Raw genomic sequence first — 16,235 nt, 5'->3', positions numbered from 1 at the left:
CAAATGGGGGAGCGCGACGGTGCGTGCGTTCGGAGCCGGCCGCGGCCGGAGTCAGGCCGTCGCGCCGTGTCGTTTTCGATAGGACTCGAGGAAGCGCCCGACGCGGCCGATCGCCTCGCGCAGGTCTTCTTCGTGCGGCAGGAACACGATGCGGAAATGGTCGGGCTTGGCCCAGTTGAAGCCGCTGCCCTGCACCAGCAGCACCTTCGATTCCTGCAGCAGCTCGTAGATGAATTCCTGGTCGTCCTGGATCGGATACATCGACAGGTCGAGCTTCGGGAACAGGTACAGCGCCGCCTTCGGCTTGACGCAGGTAATGCCCGGGATCTGCGTGATCAGCTCGTAGGCCAGGTCGCGCTGGCGGCGCAGGCGGCCGCCCTCGGCCACCAGGTCGTTGATGCTCTGGTAGCCGCCGAGCGCGGTCTGGATCGCCCACTGGCCCGGCACGTTGGCGCACAGCCGCATCGAGGACAGCATGTTCAGGCCCTCGATATAGTCGTGCGCGGGCCGCTTGTCGCCCGACACCACCATCCAGCCGGCGCGGTAGCCGCACGAGCGGTAGTTCTTCGACAGGCCATTGAAGGTCACCGTCAGCACGTCGGTCGACAGCGCGGCGATCGAGGTGTGCGTATGGCCGTCGTACAGCACCTTGTCGTAGATCTCGTCGGCGAAGATGATCAGCCCGTGCTGGCGCGCGATCGCGACGATCTCGCGCAGCAGCTCGTCCGAGTACAGCGCCCCGGTCGGGTTGTTCGGGTTGATCACGACGATGGCCTTGGTGTTCGGCGTGATCTTCGCGCGGATGTCGTCCAGGTCCGGCATCCAGTCGTTGGCCTCGTCGCACAGGTAGTGCACCGGGGTGCCGCCCGACAGGCTGACCGCGGCCGTCCACAGCGGGTAGTCCGGCGTGGGCACCAGCACCTCGTCGCCGTTGTTCAGCAGCGCGTTCATCGACATCACGATCAGCTCGGACGCGCCGTTGCCGACATAGATGTCTTCCAGGCCGACGCCGTGGATGTTCTTCTGCTGGGTGTAGTGCATGATCGCCTTGCGCGCGGCGAAGATGCCCTTTGAATCCGAGTAGCCCGCCGAGTTCGGCAGGTTGCGCATCATGTCCTGCTGGATCTCCTCCGGCGCATCGAAGCCGAACACGGCCAGGTTGCCGATATTGAGCTTGATGATCTTGTGCCCTTCTTCCTCCATCTGCTTGGCCTTCTCCAGCACCGGGCCGCGGATGTCGTAGCAGACGTTGTTCAGCTTGTTGGATTTCTGGATCGGTTTCACGGCGTGGTCGGGCAGGAGTCTGGCAGGGACAAAGGGAGCATGGGGCCGCCGGTTCGTGCGGCGGCGAACAGGAAATCTGCGTAAAACAGGGGGTCGTCCGGAGCGCGCTTCGCTGCACTGCGGGGCGATGCGAGGGCAGCGCGGCCGGCAGGAAGGCAAAGGCTATAATTTAGCGGATTATGACAGACTTCGGCAGGGATCTTGCGATGCAGCGCGGCCGGACCGCGCTCGCCACCGCCCCGGTCCGCGCCTTCCCGGCGCCGGTTCTGCGACAAGTTCTCCGACAAGCTCCCCGACAAGTTCTCCGCCCAACTCCCCGACCAGTTTCCCCACAAGGTTCCCCCGTGAAACTCCATGCCGACCAGCCCAACGCCATGAACACCGTCACGGCGTATGGCCCGGGCTATATCGAGATCAACAAGGTGCGCTACACCATGTCGGTGCTGGTGATGCCCGAGGGCGAGGTACGGCCCTGGCCCGTCCAGCGCTTCGAGGACCTGGCCGCGGACCAGTTCGAGGGCCTGCTGGACCATGCCCCCGAGGTGGTGCTGCTCGGCACCGGCGACCGCCTGCGCTTTCCGCATCCGCGCCTGACCGCGGCCCTGTCCCGCCGCCATATCGGCGTCGATGCGATGGACATGCCGGCGGCCTGCCGCACCTACAACATCCTGATGGCCGAGGGCCGCAAGGTGGCGGCGGTGCTGCTGCTCGAAGACGCGGCCGCGGGCGGCTGAAGCGGCCGTCCCTGCGGTCGGCCGATGTCTGCCCGACGCCACGCTTGAACTATGCCGACGCGCCCTCATTTGCCGTGAGCACGGCCATGCCCGCGATCCCCGCCCGCCGCGACCGGCCCCCGCCCGAGCCGGCGCGGGGCCGGTCCCCGGCGAGCCGATTTCCCCAGCGCCGCTTCCTCCAGGAGCCATAAGAATGACAGTGAGTCTCAACCAGGCCGTTCCCGATTTCAGCGCACCGGCCACCGGCGGCACCTTCCGCCTCGCCGACTACCGCGGCAAGACGGTGGTGCTGTACTTCTATCCGAAGGACAACACCCCCGGCTGCACCAACGAGGCGATGGACTTCCGCGACCAGCACGAGGCCTTCGAGGCCGCCGGCGCGGTGGTGTTCGGCATCTCGCGCGACAGCATGAAATCGCACGAGAACTTCAAGGCCAAGCTGGAGCTTCCCTTCGAACTGATCTCCGATGCCGACGAAGCGCTGTGCCAATTGTTCGACGTCATCAAGATGAAAAAACTCTATGGCAAGGAAGTGCGCGGCATCGAGCGCAGCACCTTCGTGATCGACGGCAAGGGCAAGCTGCGCCATGAACTGCGCGGCATCAAGGTGCCCAGCCACGTCGACGAAGTGCTCGAACTGGTGCGCGCGATGTGACCTTCACAGGGCAATTGCCAAACGGAAATCGTTCGGATACATTGCCCCGTAATGAGTTCAGATTCTGGTTGCCACGCTGCTTCTCCCCTCCGGCCCAGGCGCACGATGCCCAGGGCCGGTAGCGGAACTGCCGTGCCGTCCGCCCGCACAAGACAAGCCGCCTCGCCCGCTCAACGGGCCCGGCGGCTTTTTCGTCTGTGCGCGGCCCCGCCCGTTTTCCCCTCCCCCTGAAAGGAACGCCCAGCATGCCGCTGCCGACCATGCCCGCCAAGCCTGCACAACTGCTGGACCCGAGCGAGTTCGCTCCGGTTGCAAGGTTGCCGAAGTCCGCGACGCAGGCAAGAAAGCCCGTTCCGGCCTTGGAACGCGTGGCCCTGCTTGAAAGCGGACCCAGCGAAGCCGCCGCGCCCGCGGTCGAGGCCCGTGCCGCCGGCACGCGCGCCCGCGCGAAAGACGTGCCGACCGCCCCGGTGTCGACGACGCCGGCCTCGCCCGTGTCGCTGGTCAAGACCAGCACCGGCACCACCAGCCGCCGGCAGCGCAAGGACACCGGCCCAGCCAAGCTGTTCGTGCTCGACACCAATGTGCTGATGCACGATCCCAGCTCGCTGTTCCGCTTCGAGGAGCACGACATCTATCTGCCGATGATGACGCTCGAGGAGCTGGACAACCACAAGAAGGGCATGAGCGAAGTCGCGCGCAACGCGCGCGCGGTCAGCCGCACGCTCGATGCGCTGGTGGCCGGCACCGACGGCGTGCTCGACGAAGGCCTGCCGCTGGCCAAGCTGGGCAACCGCGACGCGCAGGGGACGCTGTTCTTCCAGACCCGGCTGAACGACACCAAGCTGCCCGAAGGGCTGCCCGAGGGCAAGGCCGACAATCAGATCCTGGCGGTGGTCAGCGCGCTGCGGCAGCAGCATCCGGAACGCGACGTCGTGCTGGTGTCCAAGGACATCAACATGCGGATCAAGGCCCGGGCGCTGGGCCTGCCGGCCGAGGACTATTTCAACGACCAGGTCCTCGAGGACAAGGACCTGCTGTACTCGGGCGTGATGGTGCTGCCCAACGATTTCTGGACCCGGCACGGCAAGGGCGTCGAGAGCTGGCAGGACCCGAAGACCGGCGCGATGTTCTACCGGCTGACCGGCCCGCTGGTGCCCTCCTTCCTCGTCAACCAGTTCGTCTACCTGGAACCGATGGACGGCAGCCTGCCGCTGTACGCGCAGGTCAAGGAGATCAACGGCAAGACTGCGCTGCTGCAGACGCTGAAGGACTACACGCACCACAAGAACAACGTCTGGAGCGTGACCGCACGCAACCGCGAGCAGAACTTCGCGCTGAACCTGCTGATGAACCCCGACATCGACTTCGTCACGCTGCTGGGCCAGGCCGGCACCGGCAAGACGCTGCTGGCGCTGGCCGCGGGGCTGGAGCAGGTGCTGGACCAGAAGCTGTACAACGAGATCATCGTCACGCGGGCGACCGTGCCGGTCGGCGAGGACATCGGCTTCCTGCCGGGCACCGAGGAAGAAAAGATGCAGCCGTGGATGGGCGCGTTCGACGACAACCTCGAGGTCCTGCAGAAGAGCGACGACAGCGCCGGCGAATGGGGGCGCGCCGCCACGCAGGAACTGATCCGCTCGCGCATCAAGGTCAAGAGCATGAACTTCATGCGCGGCCGTACCTTCGTCAACAAGTTCGTCATCATCGACGAGGCGCAGAACCTGACGCCCAAGCAGATGAAGACGCTGGTCACGCGCGCGGGCCCTGGCACCAAGATCGTCTGCCTCGGCAATATCGCGCAGATCGACACGCCGTACCTGACCGAAGGCTCGTCGGGCCTGACCTTCGTGGTCGACCGCTTCAAGGGCTGGAGCCACAGCGGCCATATCACGCTGGCGCGCGGCGAGCGTTCGCGCCTGGCCGACCACGCGGCGGACGTGCTGTGAGCGGACGGAGGCAAGCGATGCGAAGCGATCGCTGGCAGCGCGCCTCCGGCGCGCTGATCCCCTGCCTGATGGCGGCCAGCGCGGTCACCGCGCCGGGGCTGCTGCGTGCGCAGGCCATCTTCGAACCGGCCGCGGCGCCGCCCCCGGGCGCGACCGCGCCGGCGCCCGGCGCGGTACCGCCATCCGTTCAGCCGCCCACGCCAGCCCCTGCGCCAGTGGTCGCGCCACCGGTCAACGAGCCGGTGATCCGCACCGTCGGCGCGGTCAGCTATGTCTGCGGCGGCGTCGGCGAGGACGAGCAACGGCGGCTGGCCGCACGCCAGAAACAGTTCAACATGGGCGTGCTGTTTACGCAGGGCGCGACCGGTGAATACCTGGCCGATGTCGAGGTCCGACTGATGCGCGAAGGCCACGAAGTGGCGCGATTTCGTACCGAAGGGCCGCGCTGCCTGATCAAGGCGCCGGAGGGCCGCTACAATGTGCACGCCACTTACAACGGCCAGCCCAAGTCCATGACCGTCGGCACCGGCACCTACGACGCGCAGTTGCGCTGGTAGCCATCCGGGCATCGCGCAGCGATGCCCCGGTCGAAGGACCGCACCGGCTGGCCCACCAGTCCATGCGATCGACCAGCACCGGCCTTCCTTCTTCGCTTCCCTCGACGCTTCCCTCGACGCTGCCTTCGACACTGTCGTCGATTCGATCCGCCGTGATTGACACGCGCCGGCTGCTGGTGGGCGCCCTCGCCCTGCTGCTGGCGGCCTGCGCCAGCACGCCGCCCTCGCGCTATGGCGGCCATGCCCGCAACACGCCGCGCGCACCGATCGTCGAGCCGAGCGCCGGCCTCGAAGAAATCTCGATCCAGGCGATGTCGCTGGTCGGCACGCCCTACCGCTACGGCGGCAATACGCCCGATTCCGGCTTCGACTGCAGCGGCCTGGTCCGCTACGTGGTGTCGCGCGCGGCCAACGTCAATCTGCCGCGCACCACCGAGGCGATGGGCACGCGCGGCACGCCGCTATCGCGCGATCAGGTGGCCTCGGGCGATCTGGTGTTCTTCAACACCACGGGGCGGGCGAACTCGCATGTCGGCATCTACGTCGGCCAGAACCGCTTCGTGCACGCGCCGTCGAGCGGCGGCACCGTGCGGCTGGAGGACATGACCAAGTCCTATTGGGCGTCGCGTTACAACGGCGCGCGGCGCATCGCCAACGCCGCGGTACCGGTCGCGCCGAGCACGCCGGTTCCGCAGGCGGTGCCGGCTGTGCCCGTCTCCCCGCCGCCGCCCGCAGCGCCTTCGCCGGCGCCCGCCCCGGCGCCGGTCCCGGAAGACGACGATCCCATCGCCGCCTTCGCCAATCGCTGAGCCGCTTGGCCTGGCCCACGGCACACTGAGCCGGTGGACCGGCGCCCAGCCGAAAAACGGAGCCCCAATGACAAAGGCCAGGCAAATGCCTGGCCTTGTCTTTCATCGCCTGCCCTTGCGGGCAAGCCTCACAGCAGATGCCGCCCGATCCACCAGGCGATCGCCGCCATGAAGGCCGACGCCGGAATGGTCAGCACCCAGGCCCAGACGATGTTGCCGGCCACGCCCCAGCGCACCGCCGAGGTCTTGCGCACCGAGCCGACACCGACGATGGCGCCGGTGATCGTATGCGTGGTCGAGACCGGCACGCCCAGCGTGGACGCGAGGAACAGCGAGATCGCGCCGCCCGTCTCCGCGCAGAAGCCGCCCACCGGCTTGAGCTTGGTGATCTTCTGACCCATGGTCCGCACGATGCGCCAGCCGCCGAACAGCGTGCCCATGCCGATCGCGACGTAGCAGCTGACGATGACCCAGGTCGGCGGCGCGCTGTCGCTCTGCATCACGTGGCCGCTGGCGATCAGCAGCATCCAGATGATGCCGATGGTCTTCTGCGCGTCATTGCCGCCGTGGCCCAGGCTGTAGAGCGAGGCCGACACCAGCTGCAGGCGGCGGAACCAGCGGTCCACGCGCGACGGCGGCGTACGGAAGAAGGTCCAGCCGACCACCAGCATCAGCAGCGAGCCGAGCAGCATGCCCGCCAGCGGGGAGATCAGGATGAATGCCACGGTCTTCAGCAGGCCGCTGGCGACCAGTGCGCCGGTGCCCGCCTTGGCGACCGCCGCGCCCACCAGGCCGCCGATCAGCGCGTGCGAGGACGAGGACGGGATGCCGTAGTACCAGGTGATCAGGTTCCACGCGATCGCCCCGACCAGGGCGCCGAAGACCACATAGTGGTCGACGATATTGACGTCGATGGTGCCCGTGCCGACCGTGGCCGCCACCTTCAGATGGAAGACGAAGATCGCGATCACGTTGCAGACGGCGGCCAGCGCCACTGCGTGATGGGGCTTGAGCACGCCGGTCGATACCACGGTCGCGATCGAGTTCGCGGCATCGTGAAAGCCGTTCATGAAATCGAACAGCAGGGCGAGCGTCACCAGCAGGACGATCACCCACAAGCTCATTTGTACAGTCTGCATGCGGAGTTCCGGTGGGCGCGCTCAGGCGTTTTCCAGCACGATGCCTTCGATGATGTTGGCCACGTCCTCGCACTTGTCCGTGATCGTCTCGAGCTGCTCGAAGATGGCCTTCATCTTGATCAGCCGCTTGACGTCGGTCTCGTCGCGGAACAGCTTGGAAATCGCCCCGCGCATCAACCGGTCAGCCTCGGATTCGAGCTGATCGATCTGCTGGGCCGTCTTCAGGATCGTGCTGGCGTTGCCCATGTCCTCGAGCAGGCCGACCGCGATCTTGACCAGTTCGCAGCACTGCACGCAGATCGAGGCGAGCTTGCGGGCCTCGTCGGTCAGGCTGGTGACGTCGTACAGCGTGATGGTCTCGGCCACGTCCTCCATCAGGTCGAGGATGTCGTCCATGGTCGTGATCAGCTTGTGGATCTCGTCCCGGTCGAGCGGCGTGATAAAGGTCTTGTGCAGCAGATCGATGGTGTCGTGCGTGATCCGGTCCGCCTTCTTCTCGGTGGCCTGCACGCGCCGCGCGTGGGCTTCGGCATTGCCGAGATCGTTGATCAGCGTTTCCAGTTCGCGCGATGCGGTGACCGCGCAGTCGGCGTGCTGGTTGAAGTATTCGAAGAACTTGCCCTCGGTGGGCATGAATCGGCCGAACATGGCTGTTCCTTGTCGCGGCGCGCTGGCGCGCCGTCTCGTTGGGAATGACTGGATTGCGGGAGAGATTGCGCAACAGCCGGCGTTGCCGCCGGCTGTCACGGAAAAGCAATATTCTACAGGGTAGTCGGCGCGTGACGTACGCTTTGTGTGGCGCAACACGACAGCGCGCCACCCGCCTGCCGCGCCCGCGCGGTCAGGTATCGTTGTCGAAGAACGCGGGGCCGCCGCTGAAGTTGTCGAACTTGGTGAACTGGCCCAGGAAGGTCAGCCGCACGGTACCGATCGGACCGTTACGCTGCTTGCCGATGATGATTTCGGCGGTGCCCTTGTCCTGCGAGTCCGGGTTGTAGACCTCGTCGCGATAGATGAACAGGATCACGTCGGCGTCCTGCTCGATGGCGCCCGATTCGCGCAGGTCGGACATCACGGGACGCTTGTTGGGACGCTGCTCCAGGCTGCGGTTCAGCTGCGACAGCGCGATCACCGGGCAGTTGAGCTCCTTGGCCAGGCCCTTGAGCGAACGCGAGATTTCCGAGATCTCGGTGGCGCGGTTCTCGCCGCCGCCCGAGCCCGACATCAGCTGCAGGTAGTCGATGATGATCAGGCCGAGCTGGCCGCATTGGCGCGCCAGCCGGCGCGAACGCGCGCGCAGCTCCATCGGGTTCAGCGCCGGCGTCTCGTCGATGAACAGCTGCGCGTCGTTCATCCGCTGGATCGCATGCGTCAGCCGCGGCCAGTCCTCGTCGAGCAGCCGGCCGGTGCGCAGGCGATGCTGGTCGAGGCGGCCGACCGAGCCCAACATACGCATGGCCAGCTGCGTGCCGGCCATTTCCATCGAGAACACCGCCACCGGCAGGCCCTGCTCGACCGCGACGTGCTCGCCGATATTCAGCGAGAACGCGGTCTTGCCCATCGACGGACGGCCGGCGACGATGATCAGGTCGCCCGGCTGCATGCCGCTGGTCATCCGGTCCAGGTCGAGAAAGCCGGTCGGCACGCCGGTGACATCGGTATTGGTGTCGCGGTGATAGAGCTCGTCGATCCGTTCCACCACCTGCGTCAGCAGCGGCTGTATCTCCTGGAAGCCCTTCTGCCCGCGCGAGCCTTCCTCGGCGATCGCGAAGACCTTGGATTCGGCCTCGTCCAGCAGCTCGCGCACCTCGCGGCCCTTCGGCGCAAAGGCCGAGGTCGCGATGTCGTCGGCCACCGTGACCAGCTTGCGCAGCACCGAGCGCTCGCGCACGATTTCGGCGTAGCGGCGGATATTGGCCGCGCTCGGCGTGTTCTGCGCCAGCGAGTTCAGATAGGCGAGACCGCCGACCTCCTCGGCCTTGCCGGCCACCTGCAGCATCTCGTAGACCGTGATCACGTCGGCCGGCTTGGTGTCCGAGATCAGCCGCGCGATGCTCTGGAAGATCATCCGGTGGTCGAAGCGATAGAAGTCCGCCTCTGACAGGAAATCGGCGATGCGGTCCCAGGCCGCGTTATCCAGCAGCAGGCCACCCAGCACCGATTGCTCGGCCTCGATGGAATGCGGCGGGACTTTGAGATTGTCGAGTTGGGGATCGGCGACGGGCGCGTTCATGGGGGGCAATTATAGCGGCCCGCCCGCGCATGGCCGAGCGAATCTCGGCCGGCGGAGGACCCGATGATGGTGGCGCCGCGCACAACGCGCATGCGTGCGGGCGCCACAAAGAAAAAAGGCAGAAGCGGCTGTCAGCCTGCTCCTGCCTTTTGCTGGCCTGGCCGGGCCGCGGCGGCGCGAACGGATGTCGCGCCGGTCGCGGCCGGCAGGCTTAGACGTGCTCGCCCAGCACCGAGACGGTGATGTCGACCGCGACGTCCGTGTGCAGCGACACGCTGATCGGATAGTCGCCGACCATCTTCAGCGGACCGTTCGGCAGACGAACCTGCGCCTTCTCGACCTTGAAGCCCTGGCCAGCCAGCGCTTCGGCGATGTCGGCGTTGGTCACCGAGCCGAACAGACGGCCGTCCACGCCCGACTTCTGCGTGATCTGGACGGTCAGGCCGCTCAGCTTCTCGCCTTCGGCTTGCGCAGCGGCCAGCTTCTCGGCGGCGGCCTTTTCCAGCTCGGCGCGCTTGGCCTCGAACTCGGCGATGGCGGTCTGCGTCGCGCGGCGGGCACGCTTGGACGGGATCAGGAAGTTACGGGCGTAACCATCCTTGACGCGAACGATGTCACCCAGGTTGCCCAGGTTGACGACTTTTTCCAGCAGAATGACTTGCATCGTGTTTTCTCCTTAGCGACCAGGCGATCAGTTCTTGTGCAGGTCGGTGTACGGCAGCAGCGCCAGGAAGCGGGCGCGCTTGATTGCCGTGTCGAGCTGACGCTGATAGTGCGCCTTGGTGCCGGTCAGACGAGCCGGCGTGATCTTGCCGTTGTCGCCGATGAAGTCCTTCAGCGTGTCCAGATCCTTGTAGTCGATCTGTTCGACGCCGGCCACGGTGAAGCGGCAGAAGCGCTTGCGCTTGAACAGCGGGTTCTGCTGCTGGAAGCGCTTCTTGTTCTTGTTGTCACGTTTGACGAATGCCATGGTTCAATCCTTTACGAATGCTTTACATCCAGTGATGTGAAAGACGAGAGCCTTGCTGTTGCGGTGCCTGCGGGCGAGAAAGCCTTCGCAGTCGAGCACCGTGCCGAGCGGCGTGCGCTCCAAGTGCTGGCCGACCGGACCGACGCCCATCGCGGCGATCGCGAACTCGACCTGCCGCGGCGTCTGCGCCTCGACCACCTCGCCGCCGTATTGCAGAAGGCAATTGACGACGGGGATGCCGGCCGGCGTGTAGCGCAACGCGTCGCGCTCGACGAGGGTGGCGTGCAGCCTCAGCTGGTTCATCGCGCCACCGCCTCTCGCATGCCGCCCCGGTCATGCCGGAGCGAACCGCACACAGCAGACCGCACTCAGGCGGCCTGGCCTTCGCTGGTTTGCTGCGAAGCCTTGCGGGCTTCTTCGCGCTGGACTTCCTTCATCATCGGCGACGGGCCGGTCTCGGCCTTCTTCGTCTGGACGATCAGGTGGCGCAGCACGGCGTCGTTGAACTTGAACGCATGCTCGAGCTCAGCCAGCGTGTCCTTGCCGCACTCGATGTTCAGGCAAACGTAGTGAGCCTTGGCCAGCTTCTGGATCATGTAGGCCAGTTGACGACGGCCCCAGTCTTCCACGCGGTGCACCTGGCCGTTCTGCGACGTGACCAGCGTCTTGTAACGCTCGATCATGGCCGGCACTTGCTCGCTCTGGTCCGGATGGACGATGAATACGATTTCGTAATGACGCATTGACGCTCCTTTTGGGATAAGCCGCCCGGGCGCCAAGTCCGGTGCAGCAAGGGTTAAATAGCCCGCGAGTATAGCCCGGAACGGCCACGGCGGCAAGCCGCATGAGGTCCCGGCTGGATCTGCGGCGCTCCGGCTTGCGCCGCCAGCCTCAGATCAGCGCGAAGAACTGCTGCAAACGCACCGGATCGCCGGCCAGCGCGGGATCGGCGCCAAGCGCCAGCAGCAGCGCGACCCGGGCCTTGTACGGATTCAGATCGCCGGCTGATACGAACGCGCCCGCCGACGGATTGGGTTGCGCCGGCGCGATCACATTACCGGCACCGGTGCGCGTGCTGCGCACCACCGCGACACCGGCGCGCGCCGCGTCGGCAAGCGCTGCCACCAGCGTCTCGTGGATCGATCCATTGCCGGCCGCCGCGACCACCAGGCCCCGCACTCCGCTGGCGACCAGCGCATCGACCACCGCGCGGCCCGGTTGCGCATAGCTGGCGACGATCTCGACCGCGGGCCAGTTCTGCGGCAGCGGCAGGGCCTGCCGGGGCAGACGCAGCGGCGCACGCGTGAAGCGCACCAGCGCGTCCTGCACCAGCCCGATCGGCCCAGTGCCCGGAGAGGCGAACGCGTCGACGGCCGAGGTGTGCGCCTTGACCGCGTCGCGTCCTGCATGAATCTCCTGATTGATGACCACCAGCACGCCCTTGCCCGCCGCGTCAGGATGCGCCGCGACGCGTACGGCATCGAGCAGGTTCAGGGGGCCATCGGCCGACAGCGAGGTCGCCGGCCGCATCGCCGCGGTCAGCACCACCGGCACGCTGGCCACGCCGGCAAGATGCAGCAGCATCGCCGTTTCTTCGAGCGAATCGGTGCCGTGCGTGATCACGATGCCGGCCACGTCGTCCTGCGTGGACCAGTGGTGGACCCGCGCCGCCAGCCGCGCCCACAGGCCGAACGACATGTCCTTGCTGTCGATCTGCGCGACCTGCTCCGCCTCGATCCGCGCGACGTCCTTCAGCGCCGGGACAGCCTCGAGCAGCGCCGACACCGGCACGGTCGCCGCCTGATAACGCGCGCTGCTGGCGGCGCTGGACGAGGAACCGGCGATGGTGCCGCCAGTGGCAAGAACGATCACGCGAGGCAAGGTCATGGGCACGAGATATCCGTAAACAGGCGGCGATTGTACCCGCCGCGACGGCCCGCTCCCCTACGGTCTTGCCCTGCCCCGCGGCCCGACCGTCCGGCCCCGAAAGTGGACGAGGATGCAAATTCCTCTTGCACTTCGATCGATACTGTATAAAATCACAGCACACTGTTCAAACGTACAGTGTTGCACATGGCGGCCACCGACGGCCTGCACGCTTCGCAGCGCGCGCCACCGGCCGGACCGCCACGGGATACAACAACACGGACAAGCCATGGCGACTCTGACACCCCGGCAGCAGCAGATCTTCGACCTGATCCGCAACACCATCCGGCAGACCGGCATTCCGCCGACCCGCGCCGAGATCGCTGCGGAATTCGGCTTTTCGTCGCCGAACTCGGCCGAAGAACATCTGCGCGCGCTGGCTCGCAAGGGCGTGATCGAGCTGACGCCCGGCGCCTCGCGCGGCATCCGGCTCAAGGTCAATCGCAGCGACTCCGAAATGCCGGACCAGTTCTCGCTGCCGATGGCCGGCGTGATGCAGCTGACGCTGCCACTGGTCGGCCGTGTCGCCGCCGGCAGCCCGATCCTGGCGGCCGAGCATATCGACCGGCAATACCAGGTCGACGCCTCGGTCTTCGACGAACGCCCCGACTACCTGCTGCGCGTACGCGGCATGAGCATGCGCGACGCCGGCATCTTCGATGGCGACCTGCTCGCGGTCAAACGCGCGCAGGATGCCGCCAACGGCAAGATCGTGGTGGCACGCATCGGCGAGGACGTGACCGTGAAACGGCTCAAGCATCGCGGCGACGCGATCGAGCTGATCGCCGAGAACCCGGACTTCGCCAACATCATCGTGCGGCCCGGACGCGAGGAATTCTCGCTTGAAGGCATCGCCGTCGGACTGATCCGCCAGTCCGGCTTCTAGCCTAACGAAGCAATCCGGCAGGCGCCGCCTTGGCGCCAACCTCAGTCATGCAGCCACACGAGCCGCAGGGCCCCGTGTTGCCGCAAGACTTCCGCTGACGCCTTACCGAAGAGGACCACCATGCTGCAAGCCGACCGCTCCCTGACCCGCTACCCCGTCAAGCCCACGCCGTTCCGCCAGTCCAAAGGTGTCCGCATCTACCAGGGCGCGCAGCGCCGCACCATGGTCGGCAGCATGGCGGCGATCTGCCGGATGCTCGAACTCGATCAGCCGGGGGTGAAGTTGAATGCGTGAGGTTGATCGCGTGCGGTCTAGCGCGGGAGGTCTGGCGCGTGAATTCGAACGTGCGAGGCAAGCCGCGTTCGTGCGATCGCAGCGACAAGATCGACTGCGTTGAGCGCCTGCACGCGCGTCCGCGCGAGACGCGGGATATGGCAGCCCGATCGAAAGCGACGGCTCTCGCGCATCGCAACAAACCTTTACAACTCGGACCGTGAATTCGTTAACGCATGGCCTAGCCTGTTCCCATGCTTTTCGAAGGAGACGGCCATGCCTTCGTCAGACGACACCGTCAAGCTGCTTCGCCCCGGTCGCCGCACCATGAACTGGCACGACGTGGCACTGATCGCAGCGGGTTGGATCGCCTTGTGCATGGGTGTCGGGTGGACGATCACCAAGGCCGCTGCAAGGCTGGTTTGAGGACCGACTTGAGGCGCTGGCCCGCCCGATGATGCTCGCCACAAAGCAAAACAGCCGCTCAATGAGCGGCTGTTTTGCATGGGATCTTGGGGTGGCTGATGGGACTCGAACCCACGACGACAGGAATCACAATCCTGGACTCTACCAACTGAGCTACAGCCACCGTAGCGCCGTCGTCAGTACTGCTCGACGGAAACCAAGATTATACAAACTTCGTTTGGCGATGGCTAGTACTACGCACAAAAATTTTCGTGCGTAGTCGAACGGCGCATCAGGACCAGCGGGCTTCGAGGCGGATCGCCTCGCGGATCGCCTCGATCGTTTCTTCCTCGGACTGATACGTACCAGGCAGTCTTCGGCTCCTGCCGTTCAGCACATCGGTCTGCAGTGCCGCGGCCGCGGCCGCATCCGTGCCGCGATGCCAGCAGTAGCGGGCGGTCCAGGTACCGTTCTGCAACCGCTCGACCACCCAGACGACGCGGAAGCCTTCGAACGCGACACCAAACAAGCCGTCTTCTTCCATTCCACCCTCCGAGGCCAGACCTTCTTGTCGTTTTTGGCTACATCTTGCCATCACCCGGTTGGGGGGTCACCTCTTTGCAGCAGGCAAACGAGAATGATTCGCGGGGACGTTGCTCGACGGCATCACGCCGGCAGCGGCAAGGCGGGAGGGAAACGGGGCGGACGGCGGAGGAAGGGAAAGCAGAAGGCGGAAGCGGCGGGGAAATGCGGTGCAAAAAAAAGTCCGCACACGGCGGACTCTTAAACTCTTGCGATCTCAATGCCCTGAAGGCAATTGCAATGTAACTGTCATCGCCGCCAAGCACTATTCGGGTAAACGAAAGGACCGGCGACCGACCCCGGACACGCCCGGCTCCAGGACAAAAAAAGCCCGCACTAGGCGGGCTCCAAAATCAGTTGAAGAAAGCCCTGTATTCGAGGGCACAGACAGTTTAAGAAAATCGGAATCGGCTTGGCTATCTAGGGGAATCCCTTTCCTGGTGCCTGCTATCGCCTGCACTGGCGCGGAAAGTGGCTGCAACGCGGCGGCACGGCGGGTGCGGGACCATGCCCGATTCGAAATTAGAGTCTGCACTCCAATCGGCGGCGGCCATCTACCGCCGCTCGACCGCCGAGCGCCGACCGCTCGGCTGCCGATCACCTGTCACCGGTACCGGTCACCGGCTCCTTGTCACCGGCTCCTTGTCACGGACTACCGGTCAGCGACTGCCTGTCAGCGACTGCCTCTCCAGCAACGGCCCCTCACCGACTGCCGACTCCCGACTCCCGACTCCCGACTCCCGACTCCCGACTCCCGACTCCCGGCCGCCAATCATGCCGCCTGCAGCGGCCGCTCCGCATGCAGATGGCTACGCGCCTCCTCGAACAGCGCATCGACACCGTCCCGCGTACGGATTGCATTCATCCGGCGCGCGTCGGACAGCACACGCCGCCAGCCCCGCCCGCCGGGCACGCCGCGATACAGGCCGAGCATATGCCGAGTCGCCGCGCCCATATAACCGCTCCGCTCCACCAGATCGCCGATATAACGCTGCATCGCCAGTTCGGCGTCGAGACGTGAAGGCGACGGCGCGGTATCGCCGTAGTAGCGGCGATCCACCTCCGCCAGCAGGAACGGCTGGTGATAGGCCTCCCGACCGACCATCACGCCGTCGACATGCTGCAGGTGAGCGTCGATCTCGTCGTAGCGCGTGATGCCGCCATTGATCAGGATTTCGAGCTGGGGGAATTCCCGCTTCAGCTGGTAGGCCACCTCATAGCGCAGCGGCGGAATCTCGCGGTTCTCCTTCGGGCTCAGCCCTTTCAGGATCGCGTTGCGCGCATGGACGATAAAGGTCTGGCAACCCGCCTCCGCGATCGTGCCGACGAAATCGCGGACAAAATCGTAATGCTCGATCGTGTCGATGCCGATCCGGTGCTTGACGGTGACCGGCACCGACACCGCGTCGCGCATCGCGCGCACACAGTCCGCCACCAGTTGCGGCTCGGCCATCAGGCAGGCGCCGAACGCCCCGCGCTGGACCCGCTCGGACGGGCAACCGCAATTCAGGTTGATCTCGGCATAGCCCCAGCGCTCGCCCAGCCTGGCGGAGGCCGCCAGATCGGCCGGCTCGCTGCCGCCCAGTTGCAGGGCGACCGGCTGCTCGGCCGCATCGAAGTCCAGATGGCGCGCGACATCGCCATGCAGCAGCGCACCGGTCGTCACCATCTCGGTGTACAACCAGGTGTGGCGGCTCAGGTGGCGATGGAAGGTGCGGCAGTGGCGGTCAGTCCAGTCCATCATGGGCGCCACCGAAATGCGCCGCGGATTGACTTTCTGCGGACCTGCCGATGCCGGCGCCGCGCTGGCGGCTAGCGATTCGGACATGACTT

General features: G+C 66.0%; 19 protein-coding genes and 1 tRNA gene. 8 read left to right on the top strand and 12 right to left on the bottom strand.

Features of this window, described 5'->3' with window-relative positions:
* Positions 1–51: 51 nt before the first annotated feature.
* Positions 52–1,284: a pyridoxal phosphate-dependent aminotransferase gene (locus F1599_RS22600; protein WP_149319086.1), complete on the bottom strand. Its 1,233-nt coding sequence runs from the start codon at positions 1,282–1,284 to the stop codon at positions 52–54.
* A gap of 344 nt (positions 1,285–1,628) precedes the next feature.
* On the opposite strand from F1599_RS22600, the gene F1599_RS22595 reads away from it, so the two are divergent.
* The 5 genes from F1599_RS22595 (at position 1,629) to F1599_RS22575 (ending at position 5,988) form a co-directional block, all read left to right on the top strand.
* Complete coding sequence (locus tag F1599_RS22595) at positions 1,629–2,018, top strand: Mth938-like domain-containing protein (protein ID WP_149319087.1); 390 nt, start codon at positions 1,629–1,631, stop codon at positions 2,016–2,018.
* 193 nt (positions 2,019–2,211) lie between these two features.
* A complete protein-coding gene (locus F1599_RS22590) occupies positions 2,212–2,673 on the top strand; it encodes a peroxiredoxin (RefSeq protein WP_150084645.1) in 462 nt (153 codons plus the stop codon).
* Positions 2,674–2,918: 245 nt separating this feature from the next.
* A complete protein-coding gene (locus F1599_RS22585) occupies positions 2,919–4,622 on the top strand; it encodes a PhoH family protein (protein ID WP_150084644.1) in 1,704 nt (567 codons plus the stop codon).
* A gap of 17 nt (positions 4,623–4,639) precedes the next feature.
* On the top strand, positions 4,640–5,179 hold the full coding sequence (locus F1599_RS26030) for a hypothetical protein (protein WP_190286436.1): 540 nt from the start codon (positions 4,640–4,642) through the stop codon (positions 5,177–5,179).
* 62 nt (positions 5,180–5,241) lie between these two features.
* Complete coding sequence (locus F1599_RS22575) at positions 5,242–5,988, top strand: C40 family peptidase (protein WP_150084643.1); 747 nt, start codon at positions 5,242–5,244, stop codon at positions 5,986–5,988.
* A 128-nt stretch (positions 5,989–6,116) separates the two neighbouring features.
* Here F1599_RS22575 and F1599_RS22570 read toward each other — a convergent pair whose 3' ends face one another.
* The 8 genes from F1599_RS22570 to F1599_RS22535 all read right to left on the bottom strand — a co-directional run bounded on the left by F1599_RS22570 (position 6,117) and on the right by F1599_RS22535 (position 12,217).
* Positions 6,117–7,127 (bottom strand): inorganic phosphate transporter, encoded by a 1,011-nt coding sequence (locus F1599_RS22570; RefSeq protein WP_149319091.1) that lies wholly within the window; start codon positions 7,125–7,127, stop codon positions 6,117–6,119.
* Positions 7,128–7,148: 21 nt separating this feature from the next.
* On the bottom strand, positions 7,149–7,775 hold the full coding sequence (locus tag F1599_RS22565) for a DUF47 domain-containing protein (RefSeq protein ID WP_006575384.1): 627 nt from the start codon (positions 7,773–7,775) through the stop codon (positions 7,149–7,151).
* 193 nt (positions 7,776–7,968) lie between these two features.
* Positions 7,969–9,360 (bottom strand): replicative DNA helicase, encoded by a 1,392-nt coding sequence (locus F1599_RS22560; protein ID WP_149319092.1) that lies wholly within the window; start codon positions 9,358–9,360, stop codon positions 7,969–7,971.
* 211 nt (positions 9,361–9,571) lie between these two features.
* Positions 9,572–10,024: a 50S ribosomal protein L9 gene (rplI, locus tag F1599_RS22555; RefSeq protein WP_149319093.1), complete on the bottom strand. Its 453-nt coding sequence runs from the start codon at positions 10,022–10,024 to the stop codon at positions 9,572–9,574.
* Between the two features lie 27 nt (positions 10,025–10,051).
* Positions 10,052–10,330 carry a 30S ribosomal protein S18 gene (gene rpsR / locus F1599_RS22550; protein WP_006575387.1) on the bottom strand — a complete coding sequence of 93 codons (279 nt, stop codon included), beginning with the start codon at positions 10,328–10,330 and terminating at the stop codon, positions 10,052–10,054.
* Positions 10,331–10,333: 3 nt separating this feature from the next.
* The gene (priB, locus tag F1599_RS22545; RefSeq protein WP_149319094.1) at positions 10,334–10,633 is read right to left on the bottom strand and encodes a primosomal replication protein N; all 300 of its coding nucleotides are present in this window, start codon (positions 10,631–10,633) and stop codon (positions 10,334–10,336) included.
* A 65-nt stretch (positions 10,634–10,698) separates the two neighbouring features.
* Positions 10,699–11,073 carry a 30S ribosomal protein S6 gene (rpsF, locus tag F1599_RS22540; protein ID WP_149319095.1) on the bottom strand — a complete coding sequence of 125 codons (375 nt, stop codon included), beginning with the start codon at positions 11,071–11,073 and terminating at the stop codon, positions 10,699–10,701.
* Between the two features lie 148 nt (positions 11,074–11,221).
* Entirely contained in the window at positions 11,222–12,217 is a 996-nt protein-coding gene (locus F1599_RS22535) for an asparaginase (RefSeq protein ID WP_150084642.1), read from the bottom strand.
* A gap of 268 nt (positions 12,218–12,485) precedes the next feature.
* On the opposite strand from F1599_RS22535, the gene lexA reads away from it, so the two are divergent.
* The 3 genes from lexA to F1599_RS26020 all read left to right on the top strand — a co-directional run bounded on the left by lexA (position 12,486) and on the right by F1599_RS26020 (position 13,841).
* On the top strand, positions 12,486–13,142 hold the full coding sequence (gene lexA / locus F1599_RS22530; protein WP_149319097.1) for a transcriptional repressor LexA: 657 nt from the start codon (positions 12,486–12,488) through the stop codon (positions 13,140–13,142).
* A 120-nt stretch (positions 13,143–13,262) separates the two neighbouring features.
* Positions 13,263–13,436 carry a hypothetical protein gene (locus F1599_RS26025; protein WP_023265037.1) on the top strand — a complete coding sequence of 58 codons (174 nt, stop codon included), beginning with the start codon at positions 13,263–13,265 and terminating at the stop codon, positions 13,434–13,436.
* A gap of 255 nt (positions 13,437–13,691) precedes the next feature.
* Positions 13,692–13,841, top strand: a complete 150-nt coding sequence (locus F1599_RS26020) for a hypothetical protein (RefSeq protein WP_190286435.1) — start codon at positions 13,692–13,694, stop codon at positions 13,839–13,841.
* 87 nt (positions 13,842–13,928) lie between these two features.
* On the opposite strand, the gene F1599_RS22525 is transcribed toward F1599_RS26020, so the two are convergent.
* From F1599_RS22525 to dusA, 3 genes are all read right to left on the bottom strand, one after another.
* A tRNA-His gene (locus F1599_RS22525) sits at positions 13,929–14,004 on the bottom strand.
* A 108-nt stretch (positions 14,005–14,112) separates the two neighbouring features.
* The gene (locus tag F1599_RS22520; RefSeq protein ID WP_149319098.1) at positions 14,113–14,364 is read right to left on the bottom strand and encodes a hypothetical protein; all 252 of its coding nucleotides are present in this window, start codon (positions 14,362–14,364) and stop codon (positions 14,113–14,115) included.
* Positions 14,365–15,174: 810 nt separating this feature from the next.
* The gene (dusA, locus tag F1599_RS22515; protein ID WP_150084641.1) at positions 15,175–16,230 is read right to left on the bottom strand and encodes a tRNA dihydrouridine(20/20a) synthase DusA; all 1,056 of its coding nucleotides are present in this window, start codon (positions 16,228–16,230) and stop codon (positions 15,175–15,177) included.
* Between the last annotated feature and the right edge of the window lie 5 nt (positions 16,231–16,235).

It is taken from the genome of Cupriavidus cauae (assembly GCF_008632125.1).
In the GTDB taxonomy this organism is placed as follows: domain Bacteria; phylum Pseudomonadota; class Gammaproteobacteria; order Burkholderiales; family Burkholderiaceae; genus Cupriavidus; species Cupriavidus cauae.
This window is presented reverse-complemented; position numbering and strand designations above follow the sequence as displayed.

What these genes read in the sequence shown, in the direction of transcription:
- rpsR (WP_006575387.1), bottom strand. Translation starts at nt 10,330, where the DNA reads ATGGCATTCGTCAAACGTGACAACAAGAACAAGAAGCGCTTCCAGCAG.
- lexA (WP_149319097.1), top strand. Translation starts at nt 12,486, where the DNA reads ATGGCGACTCTGACACCCCGGCAGCAGCAGATCTTCGACCTGATCCGC.
- F1599_RS22585 (WP_150084644.1), top strand. Translation starts at nt 2,919, where the DNA reads ATGCCGCTGCCGACCATGCCCGCCAAGCCTGCACAACTGCTGGACCCG.
- rplI (WP_149319093.1), bottom strand. Translation starts at nt 10,024, where the DNA reads ATGCAAGTCATTCTGCTGGAAAAAGTCGTCAACCTGGGCAACCTGGGT.
- F1599_RS22520 (WP_149319098.1), bottom strand. Translation starts at nt 14,364, where the DNA reads ATGGAAGAAGACGGCTTGTTTGGTGTCGCGTTCGAAGGCTTCCGCGTC.
- F1599_RS22570 (WP_149319091.1), bottom strand. Translation starts at nt 7,127, where the DNA reads ATGCAGACTGTACAAATGAGCTTGTGGGTGATCGTCCTGCTGGTGACG.
- dusA (WP_150084641.1), bottom strand. Translation starts at nt 16,230, where the DNA reads ATGTCCGAATCGCTAGCCGCCAGCGCGGCGCCGGCATCGGCAGGTCCG.
- F1599_RS26020 (WP_190286435.1), top strand. Translation starts at nt 13,692, where the DNA reads ATGCCTTCGTCAGACGACACCGTCAAGCTGCTTCGCCCCGGTCGCCGC.
- F1599_RS22590 (WP_150084645.1), top strand. Translation starts at nt 2,212, where the DNA reads ATGACAGTGAGTCTCAACCAGGCCGTTCCCGATTTCAGCGCACCGGCC.
- F1599_RS26030 (WP_190286436.1), top strand. Translation starts at nt 4,640, where the DNA reads ATGCGAAGCGATCGCTGGCAGCGCGCCTCCGGCGCGCTGATCCCCTGC.
- rpsF (WP_149319095.1), bottom strand. Translation starts at nt 11,073, where the DNA reads ATGCGTCATTACGAAATCGTATTCATCGTCCATCCGGACCAGAGCGAG.
- F1599_RS22560 (WP_149319092.1), bottom strand. Translation starts at nt 9,360, where the DNA reads ATGAACGCGCCCGTCGCCGATCCCCAACTCGACAATCTCAAAGTCCCG.
- F1599_RS26025 (WP_023265037.1), top strand. Translation starts at nt 13,263, where the DNA reads ATGCTGCAAGCCGACCGCTCCCTGACCCGCTACCCCGTCAAGCCCACG.
- F1599_RS22565 (WP_006575384.1), bottom strand. Translation starts at nt 7,775, where the DNA reads ATGTTCGGCCGATTCATGCCCACCGAGGGCAAGTTCTTCGAATACTTC.
- F1599_RS22575 (WP_150084643.1), top strand. Translation starts at nt 5,242, where the DNA reads ATGCGATCGACCAGCACCGGCCTTCCTTCTTCGCTTCCCTCGACGCTT.
- F1599_RS22535 (WP_150084642.1), bottom strand. Translation starts at nt 12,217, where the DNA reads ATGACCTTGCCTCGCGTGATCGTTCTTGCCACTGGCGGCACCATCGCC.
- priB (WP_149319094.1), bottom strand. Translation starts at nt 10,633, where the DNA reads ATGAACCAGCTGAGGCTGCACGCCACCCTCGTCGAGCGCGACGCGTTG.